Below are 15,271 nucleotides of genomic sequence, written 5' to 3'. Positions count from 1 at the left end.
TCACCCTTCCAGTGCCGAGCGGAGGTCCCACAGGGTGCGCCAGGTGGCGGCGCCCTGCTCGGCACGGCGGCGGACCGGCCCGTCCCAGTACCCGAGCAGGCGGGCGGCGTCGCTCGGGTCGTCCTTGCGGACGACGCCGATGAGCTGGCCGGGGAGCCGGGTGAGGAGTTCGCCGCCGTCGGGCAGGTAGGCGGCGCCGACGCCGAGGGCGGTGGCCACCGAGACCGCCTCGGCGGTGCTCATCACGGTGGAGGGCCGCTCGACGTCCCAGCCCTCGGTGGAGCGGCCGGTGCGCAGGTCGCGGAAGGCGGTGACCAGGGCCTCCAGCACGGCGTCGTCGACGGCGTAGGCGGCGCCGGCCCGGGCGACCGCGGCGGTCGACTGGCGGCGGACCAGCTCGACCTCGGCGTCCAGGCTGCCGATCGGGCCGACCGTCTCGAAGTTGAACCGGCGCTTGAGGGCGGCCGACATCTCGCTGACGCCCTTGTCCCGCAGGTTGGCGGTGGCGATCAGGGTGAACCCGGCGGCGGCGTGCAGCTGGCCGTCCGGGGTGCCCGCCAGCTCGGGGACGGCGATGCGGCGTTCGGAGAGCAGCGAGACCAGGGCGTCCTGCACCTCGGGCAGGCAGCGGGTGACCTCCTCGACCCGGGCGACGGCGCCGGTGGTCATCGCGGTGAGCACCGGCGAGGGCACCAGGGCGTCCGGGCCGGGGCCCTTGGCGAGCAGCAGCGCGTAGTTCCAGCCGTACTTGAGCTGCTCCTCGGTGGTGCCGGCGGTGCCCTGGACGGTGAGCGCGCTGGTGCCGCAGACGGCGGCGGCGAGCAGTTCGGAGAGCATGGACTTGGCGGTGCCGGGCTCGCCGACGAGCAGCAGGCCGCGCTCCCCGGCGAGGGTGACGACGCAGCGCTCGACGAGGGCCCGCTCGCCGACGAACTTGGGCTCGATCGCCAGGCTGCGCCGGCCGGCCTTGAGCTTCTCGCCGCCGCTGCCCATCACGAAGGTGACCACGGCGCGCGGGGTGAGCCGCCAGCCGGGCGGACGGGGGCCGGTGTCGTGGGCCGCCAGGAACTCCAGTTCGGCGGCGTACTTCTCCTCGGGCGGGACGGTCTGCCGGACCGGCGCGGCGGCGCCTCCGGTGGTGCTGCTTCCGGTCACGGTGTCTCCGGTCCTCGGGGTGCGTACGGGGGGTGCGGCTGTCTCGGTGGTGGCGGTTCGGGTGCCGGGGGTGCCCGCGTCGGGGGCGGTGGCGTCGGGGGCGGTGGCGTCGGTGCTCATCGGCGGGCGCCCTTCGCGCGCCGGCCGGTCCGGAGCTCCTCGTAGCCCGGCGCGTCCCCGTCGGTGACGCGCTGCCAGGCGCGGGCGAAGAGCTCCGCGGCGGGCAGCGGCGGCAGCACGGCCATGCCCGTCGGCAGCGGGTAGAGACCGGCCTTCCAGGTCTCGGCGGGCAGGCCGGGCGTGCGGGCCTCCTGCCAGCCGCCGGGCAGGAAGAGGCTGCGGCCGGCCCGGGCCCGCTTGGCCTCCAGGACCAGGTCGGTGGCGGCGAGTTCGGCGCGGGCCTTCTTCAGCCGGGCGGGCTTCCAGCCCGTCCAGCGGGCGGTGTTGCGGTCGGTCGGGTCGGGCAGGGCGAGCAGCTGGAGGTAGAGGACGGCGGCGTCCTCGCCGAGGCCGAGCGCCTTGGCCGCGTCGGCGACCGTGCCGGGGGCGCTGAGCAGCGGGTGCTGCGGCCAGCCCTCGGCGGGCTGGGCTCCGGCGGGGGCGACCAGCCGCTCGACCTCTCCGCCGAGGACGGCTTCCAGGGCGGGCCGCTCGTGGGTGAACCAGTAGCTCGACGAGAGCCCGTCGAGCAGTTCCAGCAGCGGGTCGTCGGCTCCGGTCAGCCCGGCGGGCCGCAGGTAGGTGGTCTCGCCCTGGCTGCCGGGGCCGAGGACGAGCGCCGGCCCGCAGCGGACCAGCCCGTCGGCGTCGGCGCCGCCCTCCTCGGGCAGGCCGTAGTGGCTGCGCAGCAGCGGCGCCAGTCGGCCCTCCTTGGCGGCCCAGTGGAAGCCGTAGTCGAGCAGCAGCTCGGGGTCGGCGAGCCGGCGGCGCAGGGCGGCGGCGGCGGCCGGCAGCGCGGCGCGCAGCGGGCTCTCGTACGGGGTGTGGTGGGCGAGCCAGCGCAGGGCGGCGACGGCCCCGTGGAAGCTGCCGTTGCCCGGGAGGGCGGACGGGTCGTCGGCCCACAGCTCGTGCTCCCCGGAGGAGTGCGGTCGCAGGCGCTGCACGGTGGTGCGGCTGAGCCAGGGGGTGCGCTGGTGGTTGAGCACGGCCTCGACGAACTGGATGCTCGCGCCGTTCACCCCGGCCTGCTGCTCGGCGGGGACGGTGAGCAGGCGTCCGATCCGGTCGTTCCAGACCTCGGCGGCGCCGGCCGCGTCGGGCCCGGTGGTCCAGAGCTGCTCGGGTTCGGCGGGCAGCAGGGCGGCGCGGACGGCGGCGAGGTCGTCCCGGCCGACTTCACGCAGCCAGTTGCGGGCGGCGTTGGCGTCGGCGTTCTTGATGCCGTACCGCTTGAGCTGCTCGGCGTCCAGGAGGTTGCCGTACCAGCGGTAGAGGTTGGCCGGCAGGTCGAACAGCAGGGTGGCGCGGGTGGTGCCGATGCCGGTGGCCTCGGCGAAGGCGGCGACCGCCTCGGGTGCGGCCGGGTAGCCGCCGTGCTCGCGCAGCCCGGCGGTGAAGCGGGCCGTCCACTCGGGGGTGAGCCGCTCCTCGGTGGAGCGGTCGGTGTCCAGGCCGAAGTGGGCGACCTGTCCGAAGACGCCGCTGGGGTCGTGGTCGGCGACCTGCCAGTACACCGTGTCGCCGTGCTCGCGCAGGTGGGCGAGGACGACGACGGTGCGGTCGCCGCAGCTCCAGACCTCGCCCTTGCGGGAGGCGTGCCGGCGGTGGCCCTTGCGGGTGTCGACGGGCTCGGTGAGGACGGCCTCGCGCAGGGTGGCGCCGCGCCCGGCGAGCGGGCCGCGGGTGAGCTCGTCGAGGAGCAGGCCGAGCGTGGCGCGGTCCTGGTCGTCGGTGAGCGGTGCGACGGCGGCGTACGCGAGGGTGCCGAGTCGGCCGAGCAACTGGATCCAGCCGTGCAGGTCGCCGGTCAGGTCGATCCTGCCGACGGTCTGCCAGCCGGCGCAGTCGGCGGTCGGCGGGTCGGCGAGGACGGCGGTGACGGCCCGCAGGTTGTTGAGGTGGTGCCAGTTGCCGCTGCCCGAGGAGCTGCTGCCGAAGCCGGTGACTCCGGGCAGGGCGGTCTCGACGGCGCGGCTCAGCTCGTGGTCGCGGCCGTGCTCGGGCCGGTAGGTGTCGCGGCGCTTGCTCGGTTCGGCGGCCCGCTCGGCCTCGGGCTGCGGGACGAACCGGGCGGCCGAGTCGAGCAGGTCGGCGGCGAAGCGGGCGAGCCCGGCGACGCCGGCGAGCAGCAGCGGGTGGCCGAGGCCGGGCAGCGCCCGGTCGACGGCCTTGACCGGGATCTTCTTGCGGGCCGAGGAGCCCGCGAGCAGGCGCCGCACGCCCTGGACGGTGAGCCAGCGGCGGCGCTCCGCCGGGACCTCCTCGGCGTCGACCGGCCAGGCGGCGTCGATCAGTGCGGCGGCCTGCTCGTCGGTCAGGGCGCGCAGCAGCTGCGAGCCCTGCTCGTCGCGCGGGCGCAGGGCGTGCCAGTGGTCGAGCGGCGGGACGAGCGCGGTGCCGGCGGCGGGCAGGCCGCCGGCCCGGCAGGGCTTGAGTTCGACGGTGAGGTCGTGGGCGGCGTCGCCGGTCGGGTCGGGCAGGGCGAGGGCGAGCTCGTCGCGGCGGCCCCGGGTGAGCAGCACGCCGGGCTCGCCGGGCAGGCCGAGCGGGCCGACCGGGTAGCGGTCGGGGTGGGCGCCGGCGGCGGGCAGGACGGCGGTGCGGCCGTCGGCGGTGGTGGCGGTGAGCCGGCCGCCGTCGTTGCGCACCCAGTGGCCGACGGCGGCGCCGTCGGTGCCGAGCGGACTCTGCTCCAGGCCGGGCTGCAGCGGCAGCAGGCAGGAGTGGTTCAGGTCGAGCCGGCCGGGGGCCGGGTCGGCGGCGATCCGCGGCGGCAGGGTGGCGCTGCCGCGCTCGCCGGTGGCCGGGTCGTACTCGACCAGGGCGGTGCCCTTGCTGCCGTGGTGGACGAGCCAGTGGCCGGTGCCGTCGCCGAGGATGCGGTGCTCGGCGGGCATCCGGGTGTCGCCGGCGTGCAGCGGGCGCTCGCCGGTGGTGCGTCCGCCGCCGGCCAGCGGGAGGGACGGCTCGTCGGGCTCGTCGTTGCCGCCCCAGTAGCGGGCGATGGTCTCGCCGCCGAGGTCGAACACCTCGGTGGGCCGGTGGGACCAGTAGGCGCGCTGCTTGCCGTCCTCGTGCCAGGCGACCAGGAGTTCGCCGTCGACGTAGCGCAGCCGGGGGCGGCGCCACTTGTCCAGCTCGGGGTGGCGCAGGTCGTGCTCCAGCAGGATCTCCTGCGGGCCGACCACGAGGGCCTTGCCGCCGAGGGCGAGGACGAGGCCGGGCCAGGCGTCCTCGACGACGAGGTCGTCGGGGCGGCCCTTGTTGCCGGGGGCCTTGCTCTCCTTGACGCCGAGGCGGCGCAGCGCCTCCTCCAGGGCGGGCCAGCCGAGTTCGTCGGGGATGCCGGCGCGCAGGGCGCGGCCGAGCAGGGCGGCGACGTCGAGGGAGGCGATCCGCTCGGCGGCGGCGGGGTGTTCGGCGGTGATCGCGGAGCGCAGCGGCTGCAGGGTCTTGAGCAGGGCGGCGGCGCCGGCGAGGCCGCGGGCGGCGAGGAGCTCCGCGGTGCGCTCGTCGACCCATTCGACGAGGAGTTCGCGCAGCGCGGGCACGGCGGCGGCGCCGGCGGTCCGCTCGATCTCGCGCCAGCTGCCGGGGACGGCGGTGCGCAGGGCGGGCCGGAAGCGCTCGTCGGCGGCGACGGCGGCCAGGGCGGGGCTCGCGGCGGTCGCGTGGTTGAGCCAGGTGCCGAGCTGGAAGCCGAGGCCGGGGGCGGGGTCGGCGACCGGGACGCCCTCGGTGAGCAGCAGGTCGAGCAGGTCGAGCTGGGTGGTGGAGCTGCGGACGCCGTCGAGGAGGTCGACGGGCACGCCGTCGGTGCGCAGCCGTTCGATCATCCGGCCGGCCAGGGCGAGGGTGGGGGCGCTGGCGGGGCGGTTGCGCCAGCCGCGGCCGAGGTGGCCGGTCCACTGCCGGAGCCAGCCGGCGGCGGGCTCGGCGCCCTCGGCCCGGGGGCCGGTGAGGAGTTCCTCGGCGCCGCTCTCGGCGAGGACGGCGAGCCAGGCGGTGTCCTGCTCGTGATCGTTGTCGCCGCCGGGGGTGGGGAAGATCTCCAGCAGCCGGGTGCGGACGGCCGCGTCGCGCCGGGCGAGCTCGATGACGGCGGTGTGCCAGGTCTTCCAGAAGGCGCCGGGCGCGCGGTCGACGGCGGGCGAGGCGAGGAGTTCGGCAAGCAGGGACTGCTCGTGCTCGGCGCGGTCGAGTCCGGCGGCCCGGATCAGGGCGCGGGCGTCCTCGGCGACCCCGGCGTAGGGGGCCATGCCGGCGGCGGATCGCTCGGCGCAGAGCTGGCGGAAGCGCTGCCAGGCGGTGAGCGGGTCGAGCCGGGTGCCGAGCTCCTTGACGTACTCGCGCAGGGCCTTGACGGTGAGTGCGCCGGCGAGGGCGAACTCCAGGAAGACGGCGCGCAGCCGCTCCTCGTCGACGGCCAGGCCGTAGGTGCGCTCGGCGTTGCGGGCCTTGCCGAACCAGGTGGCGGCGTAGGTCTGGTTGCCCTGGGCGAGGAAGATCCGGCCGACCTCCTCGCAGAAGGTGGGCAGGAAGTGCGGTACGGCGCGGCCGAGGCGGGTGGCGAGCTCCTCGAAGCCGTCCTTGGCGTGGCCGGGCTTGGACTTGGCCTGGCGGCCGAGCCGCTCCATCTCCTTGACCAGGGCGAGGGCGTGGTGGCCGTTGGCCGGGTCGTGGACGAGCGCCCAGGCGGGGAAGCCGAGGGCCTCCTGGCGGACCTGGCCGACCTCGACCGGTTCGGTGGCGGGGGCGAGGCCGAGGAAGTCGACGGCGAGGTCCTCGGCGGGGCCGAGGGCGCGCGGCACGAGCCGGACGATGCGGCGCTCGCCGAGCACGGGGTGGTGGTAGCTGCGGGCGGTCAGCACGTCGGCGGGGCTGTCGGGCCGTCCGGCGCCGGCCAGGGTGCCGGCCGGGAGCACCGCTCCGGCGTCCAGCAGGCGTTCGTTCATCTCGGTGGTGCTCATTCGGCGTCCTCCCCTTCGATCGTGCGCCCGGCGTACAGCCCGGCTGCCATCCGCATGCCCTCGGACCAGGCGACCGGTCCGACCTCGCCGAGCGGCAGGGCCTTGCCGTCCGGTCCCGTCCAGCCGAGGTCACCGGTCTCGCACTCGTCGTAGTCGTAGTAGTCGCCGACCCAGACCCGGGCCTCGACGGCGCGGCCGTCCTCGACGACGGGCAGCACGGCGTGGCCGCCGCGCACCCGGTAGCCGAGGCGGTTGCAGCGGCCGACCAGCTCGCGCAGCTCCTTGTAGCGGCCGCCGGTGTAGGACGTGACGGCGGCGGACCGCGCGTCGGCGTCGTCCGGGCGGTGCCAGACCTCCCGGTAGAGCTGCTGGACCTGCTGGGAGACGCCGAGTTCGACGGCGAACTCGCGCAGGTCGTCGAGGTCGTCCAGGAGCACGGGGTGGGGTATCCGGATCTCGCCGTCGGTGAGGCGCACGGTGTCCCCGTCGAGGTCGACCAGGCCGAGGCCGCGCTCGGGGTCGGCGCCGCGCAGGAAGCCGGCGACCGCGCCGTCGGGCCCGGTGACCACCAGGTCGCGCAGCACCTCGCGCCAGGCCTCGTCGGCCCAGACGGCGATGACGACGGCGGCCGGGACGGGCAGCGAGCGGACCATCCAGCGCTCGACGTCCTCCTGGCACTGGCGCCGGTGGCCGGCCAGCCATTCGGTGAGCTGCTTGAGCCCGGCGACCACCGGGTCGTCGTTGAGCTTCGACGGGACGGTCTTCAGCAGGCGGCCGGCCGCGTTGCGGCACACCACCCTCCCGTCGTCGTCGAGCGCGACCTGATAGCCGCCCGACCCTGTTTCCACCCACGCCACGACTGCGCTCCTCCCAGCTGCGGATCTGCGATGGGAGGAACGTAACGGGACGCACTGACAGGCCGGACGGCAGGTCCGGGCCTGGGAGCCGCAACCGGCCGGAGTTCATTCGAACGAGTGAACGACGGCGGCCTGACGGGCCGTGCGGCGCGCGCCGGACGGCCCGTCGGGAGGTGGACGAAGGGTCCGTCAGCCGCCGGTGGCGGCGACCTCCAGCCGCAGGATCCGGTCGTCGCCGGGCCGGGGGTCGCCCCGGCGGTCGGTGTTGTTGGTGGCCAGCAGCAGGGTGCCGTCCCGGTCCGCGACGACCGTGCGCAGCCGCCCGTAGGTGCCGCTGAGGAGCGCCTCGGGCTGTCCGGCGAGGCCCTCGCCGGCGATCGGGACGCGCCAGAGCCGGGTACCGCGCAGCGCGGCCAGCCAGATCGCGCCGTGCGCGTAGGCGATGCCGCTGGGCGAGGCGTCGGCGGTGCGCCAGACGGTCACCGGGTCGGTGAACTCCGGGCGGTTGCCGACGCCCTCGACCTCGGGCCAGCCGTAATTCGCGCCGGGCTTGATCAGGTTGAGCTCGTCGTAGCCGTCGGCACCGAACTCGGAGGCCCACAGCTGCCCCAGGTCGTCCCAGGCGAGGCCCTGGACGTTGCGGTGCCCGAGCGAGTAGACGGGCGAGCCCGGCACCGGGTTGCCGGGGGCGGGGGCGCCGTCCGGGGCGAGCCGCAGGATCTTGCCGGCCAGCGAGGAGCGGTCCTGGGCGAGCGCGGTGCGGCCGGCGTCGCCAGTTCCGGCGTAGAGCAGGCCGTCCGGGCCGAAGGCGATCCGGCCGCCGTTGTGCCGCGAGCCCTTCGGGATGCCGGTCAGGACGGTGACGGGCTCGGAGAGCTGCGCCCCGGTGGGCCGGGCCGGGTCGTAGCCGAAGCGGACGATCCGGTTGTCGTCGTCGGTGCTGTAGTAGGCGTACACCTGGTGGTCGGTGGCGTAGGCCGGGGAGAGGGCGAGGCCGAGCAGGCCGCCCTCGCTGCCCGCCTCGGAGTCGGGCACGCTGCCCGCCTCGGTCTTGGCCCCGGTGGCGGTGGCGACCCGGGTGATCGTCGCCTTGTCGCGGGAGGAGACCAGCAGGTCGCCGTCGGGGAGCACGACCAGCCCCCAGGGGGAGTCCAGGCCGTCGGTGACGGTGGTCCGCACGGTCACCGCGCCCTGGGCGGGTGCGGAGGGCGCGGGGGCGGCGGAGCCCGTCGGGGCGCCGCTCGCGGCGGCGGAGGGGGCCGGGGCGGAGGGCGGCGAGGTGGCGGCCGGCGGGGCGGCCGAGGAGCAGCCGACGGCGGTGACCGGCCCCAGCAGCAGGGCCAGCAGGGCGGTGGCGAGGCGGCGGTGCACGGTGTTCCTCCCGGGAGGGCGACGGACCTGCACGGCCCAGCACACCACATCGGCGGCCCGCCCACGGGTGCACGCGCCCGACCGGGCCCGGTCCGGACGCGCACGGAGGGCTGAGGCCCGTCGGGCCGCAGCCCTCCGGTCCGAGGGTTGCGAGATGCGGTCAAGGGAGGTTCACGGGCACTGATCAGCCGATGCCGAGGATGTTGACGGAGTTCCCACAGATGTTGATCGGGATGTGGATCGGGATCTGGATCTGGTTGCCGGACAGCACGCCCGGCGATCCCGCCACCACGCCCTGCGCGTAGGCACCGCCGCCCTCGTTGATGCAGACGGTGCCGAAGTTCCCCGGAATCTCGATCGCCCTGCTCTGCGCCGACGCGGTGCCGGCGGTGGCGAGGACGAGGGTGGTGCCGAGGGCCGCACAGGCCGCGAACTTCTGGGTCTTGTTCATGGTTCGATCACTACCGACCCCGGGGGCCGCCCAGTCCCCTACCCGGTGGTATCACTCGAACGCATCGCCGACCAGCCTCCAATGCCCCGCAGCCCGGGCGCGATGTGCCGGCGTCGGCTAGGACCGGTCCGTGCGTCCGGCAGGACCGACCGGGCGCAGATCGGTCCAGTGCTCGCCGATCCAGTCCAGGACGGGCTGCTTCCCGCCGGGCCCGTGGGCGACCTCCCAGCCGTCCGGGACGGCGGCGAAGACCGGCCACAGCGAGTGCTGTCCCTGGCCGTTGACCAGGGCGAGGAACTCGCCGTCGGCGTCGAAGGGGTTGGTGGGGGCGTCGGACATCGCGGTGCTCCAGGTCGTTCGGTGGACGCGCGCCCCCGGGGGCGGCGGATCGTGGGGTGCCGTGGTCGTCCGCGGCGGGTGCGGGCGGGCGGGGTGACGGGCGGGCGGGTGCGGGCGGGCGGGGTAGCGGGCGGGTGCGGGCGGATCAGGTGGCCACGGGGTCCAGCGGTCGACCGGTCGGCTCCGCGGTGCCCAGCACCTCCGGGGCCGCCCGCAGCGCGGTGACCCCCAGGTCGCGGATCAGCCCGCCGACCGCCGCGCCCGGATCGGCGAGCACCAGGGCCGCGCCGGTCCGCAGCGGCCAGAAGAACTCCCAGGCGGGCAGACCCAGTTGCAGCACCCGGTCACCGGGGCCGAGGCCGTACACGGACTGCAGGGCACGCAGCCGCCGGTCCACCTCGGCATGCGCGACGGGAGTGCCGGACGGCCGCCCGCCCGGGCCGTACGCGAGCCAGAGCGGGTGCTGCGGGGTGAGCGCCCGCGGCGGATCCGTCGTCAGTTCGGCGTCCAGTTCGGCGGGTTCGGGGAGCTGGGCACCGGGCACCCGCTCACCGAGGACGCAGACCGGGGCCCCGTCCGCCAGCAGGTGGGCCAGCCGGCCCGGCGCGTCCTCGGCGTCCAGCGGCAGGTACGCGGCGCCGGCCTTGGCGACCGCCAGCAGCGCGGGCACCAGCTCGGCGGACCGCCGGAAGGCCACGCCGACCACCGCGCCCGGCCGCGCCCCGCGGCGCGCCAGGTACCGGGCCAGCCGGTTCGCCCGGGCGTTCAGCTCCCCGTACGACACCGTGCCGCCGTCGCCGAGGACCAGGGCCGGGGCCTGCGGGGTGCGGGCGGCCTGCCGCTCGATCGGCCCGACCGCCGTGGTCGCGGGCGGCCCGGGCGCCCGGCCCGGCGCGGCGGCGGACTCCGCGCCCGGTGCCGCGCCAGTGCCCGCAGCTGTGACGGGCTCCATCAGACCGCACCCAGCAGGGCGGCCCAGGCCTCCACCGCCGGGCGCTCCGCCAGCTCGACGAAGCCGACCCGGGCGCCTTCCGAGCGCCAGCGCTCGGCGAGCGTCATCAGCCGCACCGAGTCCAGGCCCCAGTCGGCCAGGTTCTCGTCCAGCGGGATCTCCTCCGGGTCCTCGCCGAGCAACTCGGCGACCTCGGCCCGGATGCGCTCCACGGTGAAGGCCACGGCCGCCACCTCCCCTTCCCCTGCGTCCCGTACGGGCGTCGAATGCGGTGCGGCGGACGTGTCCGCCGCCTCGAACACGGCGTCGGCGGTGGTGACGACGCCGCAGCGCCCGGCCACCCACTCCAGCGCGGACCGGTGCTCGGCCGGCCCGAAGTCGGCGACCGCGTCGGCCACCACGAAGGCCTGGATGTCGCGCATCCAGGCGTCGCAGGCGGTGGCCTGCACCCCGATGTGCGCGTACACGCCCGTGATCACCAGCTGGTCGCGGCCCTGCTCGCGCAGCAGCTCCGCCAGCGCGGTGCGCACGAACGCGCTGTACTTCCACTTGGTGAGCACGGTGTCGTGCTCGGCCGGGGCGACCGCGTCGGCGATCGCGACCGCGCGCGGATCGTCCGGGATGCCCGGACCCCAGAAGTCCTGCTGCAGCCCGCGCTCGGCCGGGCTCTGGCCGCCGGGCTGCGCCGAGTAGACGACCGGGATGCCCAGTTGCTCGGCCTGCTTGTGCAGGCGGCCGACGTTCTCGAAGAGGCGGCTGATCGGGGCGGCGCCGGTGTCGAAGGCGTCCAGGAAGTGGTTCTGCAGGTCGTGCACCAGCAGCACGGCCCGGGCGGGGTCGACCTGCCAGTCGACCCGGTTGGCCGGCAGGTCGGCGGCTTCGGGCATCGGATAGGCGGAGATGCGGGGCAGGCCCACGGCGGTACGTCCTCGTTCTCAGGGGTTCTCAGGGGTTCTCGGGGGGTCAGGGGGTTCTCGGCGCACCGGGGGCCGGCGCGGGGGCCGCGTCCGACGCGGGGGCGAGCGCGGCGGCGACCGCGGCGCGCAGGTCCTTCTTGGAGACCTTGCCGATCCCGGTGGCCGGGAAGGCGTCCACGAACTCCACCCGGTCCGGCACCTTGAACGCGGCGAGCCCGCGCTCGCGGACGAACCGCTTCAGCGCCGCCCCCTTCGGCGCCCGCTCCCGCGCCCCGGCCCGCAGCACCACGTAGGCGCAGGTGCGCTCGCCGAGGTAGGGGTCGGGCATCGAGACCACGGCGGCGTCGTGCACCGCCGGGTGGGCCAGCAGGTGGTTCTCGATCTCCTCGGCGGCCACCTTCTCGCCGCCCCGGTTGATCTGGTCCTTGGCACGGCCCTCCACCACCAGGTGGCCGGTGGCGGTGCGCCGCACCAGGTCGCCGGTGCGGTAGAAGCCGTCCGCGGTGAAGGAGGCCGCGTTGTGCTCGGGCGCGTTCCAGTAGCCGCGGATGGTGTACGGGCCGCGGGTGAGCAGGTGGCCGGTCGCGCCGTCCGGCAGGTCCCGATCGGCGTCGTCGACCACCCGGATCTCGTCGTCCGGGGAGATCGGACGCCCCTGGGTGGTGACCACCACCTCCTCCGGGTCGTCCAGCCGCGTGTAGTTGACCAGCCCCTCGGCCATCCCGAACACCTGCTGCAGCGTGCAGTCCAGCACCGGGCGGACCCGCCGGGCGGCCTCCTCGCTGAACTTGGCGCCGCCGACCAGCAGCACCTCCAGGCTGCCCAGGTCGTGGCCGCGGCCCTGGGCGCGCTCGCGCTCGGCGGCCTCCAGCCAGAGCAGCGCCAGCGGCGGCACCAGCCCGGTGACGGTCACGCCCTCGCGCTCGATCAGCGGGAACGCCACCTCCGGGCTCGGCTGCGGGCAGAGCACCACCTTGCCGCCCGCGTACAGGGTGCCGAGCGTGCCCGGCGAACTGAGCGGGAAGTTGTGCGCGGCGGGCAGCACGCAGAGGTAGACGCTGTCCTCGTCCACCGCGCACAGCTCGACCGAGCCGCGCAGCGAGTAGATGTAGTCGTCGTGGGTGCGCGGGATCAGCTTCGGCACGCCGGTCGAGCCGCCGGAAAGCTGGAGGAAGGCGACCTCGCCCGGCTGCGGTTCGTCCGCCGGGCCGGGGCCGTCGCACGGCACGTCCGCCAGGCGGACGTGCCCGCCGGCGTCCTCCGCGGCGACCAGCACCAGGCGCAGCGAGGGCGTCTGCGCCTGGACGGTGCGCGCGAGTTCGCGGTGGTCGAAGCCGCCCTCGACCGCGGGCACGACGTAGCCGACCGCCTCGGTGAAGGCGCAGAAGTACCCGATCTCGGTGGCCCGGTGGGCCGGCAGCGCGAACACCGGCAGCGCGCCGATCCGGAACAGCGCGAAGACGACCTCGAAGAACTCCGCGGTGTTGGGGAGTTGGACCACCACCCGGTCGCCCCGCCCGATGCCCCGGGCGAGCAGCCCCGCGGCCATCCGGTCGGCACGGCGGTCGAGTTCGGCGTACGTCCAGGTGGTGCCGGCCACCGGGTCGACCACCGCGACCCGCTCGCCGTGCGCGGCGGCGCGCTCGCGCAGCATCCGCCCGAAGGTCTCGCCCCGCCAGTACCCGGCCGCACGGTAGCGCTCGGCGAACTCCTGCGGGTACGGCGTGAACCCGGTCGTCGCGCCGCTCACTCGGCCACCCCCGCGGCGTCCAGGAAGGTACGGAACTTGGCGGCGGTCTCGGCGAGTTCGGCGTCCGGGTCGGACCCCTCGACGATGCCCGCCCCGGCGTAGACGCGCAGCGTCCGCCCGTCGGCCTCGGCGCAGCGGATGGTGACCACCCACTCGCCGTCGCCGCGCGCGTCGCCCCAGCCGACCATCCCGGTGTACAGGCCCCGGTCGAAGGGCTCGACCTCGCCGATCACCCGGCGGGCCACCGGAGTCGGGGTGCCGCAGACGGCGGGGGTGGGGTGCAGTGCGGTGGCCAGCTCCAGCGCGGAGACGGCCGGGTCGGCCAGTTCACCGGTGATCGTGGTGGCCAGGTGCCACATCGCGGCGGTGCGCACCAGCGTCGGCCGCTGCGGCACGTCCAGGGTGCGGCAGTAGGGCGCCAGCGCCGCGCGGATGGCGTCCACCACGACGGCGTGCTCGTGCAGGTCCTTCGGTGACTCCAGCAGCGCGGCGGCCCGGCGGACGTCCTCGCCGAGGTCGGCGCTGCGCGGCACCGAACCGGCCAGCGGGTTGGCGAGCACAGCGGTGCCGCGGCGGGAGAGCAGCAGTTCGGGGCTGGCGCCGATCAGCGTCCGCCCGTCGCCGGCGGGCACCGCGAAGGTGTAGCCACCGGGGTCCCGGCGGGCCAGGCGCTGCAGCACGGCCGGCAGGTCGATCGGGCGGGCGGCGCTCAGCTCCAGCGTGCGGGCCAGCACCACTTTGCTCAACTCGCCCGCCCGCATGCGCCGGACGGCCTCGGCGACGCCGGCGCCGTACGCGGCGGGCTCGGGCACCGGGCGCACCTGCCAGTCGACCCGGTCGGCGGGCGGGGCGGGCAGCGCGATCAGCGGGTCGTCGCGCAGTGCGCCGCACCGGCGCAGTCCGGCGGGGACGGCGAGTTCGGCCCGGCCCGCGTGGTCGAAGGCGACCGCACCGAGCACCAGCGGGTCCACGACGCCGTCCTGCCGGGCCCGGTCGAGCGTTTCGGCGACCCGGACGGGCAGTGGGCGGTCGTCCTGCGGCACCCGGGCGTGGACGCCCTCGGCGAGCAGGGTGCGGGTCGGCGAGGCGAAGAACGCCTCGGCGGGCCCGGCCCGGTACTGGCCCAGCAGCCCGCTGGCCGCGCCGATGACGGTGTGGTCCGTCCCGGCGGCGGCGTGGTGAACCGTGGTCACCTGGAATCTCCCAGTCTGCGTGTGGCCGCCGGGCCCGGTCGGGCCCGGCGGGGTTGTTTCGGCGCCCGTGCGGTGTCGCTGCGTGTGCGGTGGTGCGGCGTCGCGGTGTGCTGCTGCGGGTGCGGTGGTGCGGTGCGTGCGGTGGGCCGGCGCGTGCCGTGGGCCGGCGCGTGCCGTGGGCCGGCGCGGCGGGGGTCGGACGCGGGGTCAGGCGCGGAGGGTGGCGCCGCCGTCCACGTACAGGTCGTGCATGGTGATGTGGCGGGCCCGGTCGGAGACCAGGAAGACCACCGCGTCGGCGACGTCGACGGGTTGGGCGATCCGGCCGAGCGGGATGCCGACCCGGTACCCGGCGAGGTCGCCGTCGACGACCCGCCGCTCGGCGGCCCCGGCGTCGCCCTGCCAGAGCGAGCGCTGCATCTCGGTGTCGGTGGAGCCCGGCGAGACGATGTTGCAGCGCACCCCGGAGCGGGCGAGTTCCAGGCCCAGACAGCGGGTGAACATGGTCGCCGCGGCCTTGGAGGCGGCGTACGCGGCCATGCCGGTGCGCGGCACCCCGGCCGCGTTGGAGCCCACCGTGACGATGGACCCGCCGCCCCGGGCGGCCATCCGCCGGCCGACCGCGCGCGCGGTGTGGAACACCCCGGTGGTGTTGACGGCGAAGGTCGCGGCCCAGTCCTCGTCGGTGAGTTCGACGGCGGGCGAGACGCGAAGGATGCCGGCGACGTTGACCAGGGTCCGGATCGGACCGAGGCGCTGCTCCACCAGGTCCACGGCGGACTCGACGGCGGCACCGTCCGCGACGTCCAGGACGTAGGGGTGGACGATCCCGCTCCCGAGCTCGGCGACCAGGTCCGCGAGGGCGTCCCCGTTGCGGTCGACGGCGGCGACGACGGCACCGGCGGCGGTGAGGGCCCGGGTGACGGCCGCGCCTATGCCCTGCCCGGCGCCGGTGACCACCGCGGTGGTCCCGACCAGTTCCGGCTGCTGCACGGGAAAATCCCCTTCGATCAACGTTAGGCAAGGCTAACCTAACACAGTTGTCCGGTCGCGCCGAAAGGGGCTGCGGGATCGTCAACTCCGGTGGATATCCGGACACTCGGGGCGCCCGGGCGCCGACAGCCGCCCCCACCGCGCCCGGTCGCGAGACTGGA

At 76.1% G+C, this 15,271-nt stretch carries 11 protein-coding genes and 1 pseudogene; all 12 read right to left on the bottom strand.

The annotated features are described in order from the left end of the window. The 12 genes and pseudogenes from ACWGB8_RS08335 to ACWGB8_RS08280 all read right to left on the bottom strand — a co-directional run bounded on the left by ACWGB8_RS08335 (position 1) and on the right by ACWGB8_RS08280 (position 15,110). A complete protein-coding gene (locus tag ACWGB8_RS08335; RefSeq protein WP_452211465.1) occupies positions 1–1,275 on the bottom strand; it encodes an ATP-binding protein in 1,275 nt (424 codons plus the stop codon). Then, on the bottom strand, positions 1,272–6,287 hold the full coding sequence (locus tag ACWGB8_RS08330; RefSeq protein ID WP_452211464.1) for a hypothetical protein: 5,016 nt from the start codon (positions 6,285–6,287) through the stop codon (positions 1,272–1,274). The genes ACWGB8_RS08335 and ACWGB8_RS08330 overlap by 4 nt, the downstream gene beginning before the upstream one ends. Continuing rightward, complete coding sequence (locus ACWGB8_RS08325) at positions 6,284–7,144, bottom strand: DUF4132 domain-containing protein (protein WP_452211463.1); 861 nt, start codon at positions 7,142–7,144, stop codon at positions 6,284–6,286. Before ACWGB8_RS08325 ends, ACWGB8_RS08330 begins: the two co-directional genes overlap by 4 nt. A 189-nt stretch (positions 7,145–7,333) precedes the next feature. Beyond that, positions 7,334–8,515, bottom strand: a complete 1,182-nt coding sequence (locus tag ACWGB8_RS08320) for a PQQ-dependent sugar dehydrogenase (protein ID WP_452211462.1) — start codon at positions 8,513–8,515, stop codon at positions 7,334–7,336. Positions 8,516–8,699: 184 nt separating this feature from the next. Further along, a complete protein-coding gene (locus tag ACWGB8_RS08315; RefSeq protein WP_452211461.1) occupies positions 8,700–8,966 on the bottom strand; it encodes a chaplin family protein in 267 nt (88 codons plus the stop codon). A gap of 117 nt (positions 8,967–9,083) precedes the next feature. Continuing rightward, a complete protein-coding gene (locus tag ACWGB8_RS08310) occupies positions 9,084–9,305 on the bottom strand; it encodes an MbtH family protein (RefSeq protein WP_452211460.1) in 222 nt (73 codons plus the stop codon). Positions 9,306–9,450: 145 nt separating this feature from the next. Then, positions 9,451–10,257 carry an AMP-binding protein gene (locus ACWGB8_RS08305; RefSeq protein ID WP_452211458.1) on the bottom strand — a complete coding sequence of 269 codons (807 nt, stop codon included), beginning with the start codon at positions 10,255–10,257 and terminating at the stop codon, positions 9,451–9,453. Next, positions 10,257–10,469: a phosphopantetheine-binding protein gene (locus tag ACWGB8_RS08300; protein ID WP_452211521.1), complete on the bottom strand. Its 213-nt coding sequence runs from the start codon at positions 10,467–10,469 to the stop codon at positions 10,257–10,259. The genes ACWGB8_RS08305 and ACWGB8_RS08300 overlap by 1 nt, the downstream gene beginning before the upstream one ends. A gap of 81 nt (positions 10,470–10,550) precedes the next feature. Beyond that, positions 10,551–11,174, bottom strand: a pseudogene (locus ACWGB8_RS08295) (isochorismatase family protein); the annotation flags it as partial. A gap of 46 nt (positions 11,175–11,220) precedes the next feature. Next, positions 11,221–12,924, bottom strand: a complete 1,704-nt coding sequence (locus ACWGB8_RS08290; RefSeq protein ID WP_452211455.1) for a (2,3-dihydroxybenzoyl)adenylate synthase — start codon at positions 12,922–12,924, stop codon at positions 11,221–11,223. Beyond that, positions 12,921–14,117, bottom strand: coding sequence for an isochorismate synthase DhbC (dhbC, locus tag ACWGB8_RS08285; protein WP_452211453.1), 1,197 nt, complete (start codon positions 14,115–14,117; stop codon positions 12,921–12,923). Before dhbC ends, ACWGB8_RS08290 begins: the two co-directional genes overlap by 4 nt. A 207-nt stretch (positions 14,118–14,324) precedes the next feature. After that, entirely contained in the window at positions 14,325–15,110 is a 786-nt protein-coding gene (locus ACWGB8_RS08280; protein WP_452211451.1) for a 2,3-dihydro-2,3-dihydroxybenzoate dehydrogenase, read from the bottom strand. Positions 15,111–15,271: the final 161 nt, after the last annotated feature.

The sequence above is a fragment of the Kitasatospora sp. NPDC054939 genome (assembly GCF_053610105.1).
The sequence above is the reverse complement of the archived record's forward strand: the minus strand, read 5'-3'. Positions and strand labels throughout refer to the sequence as shown.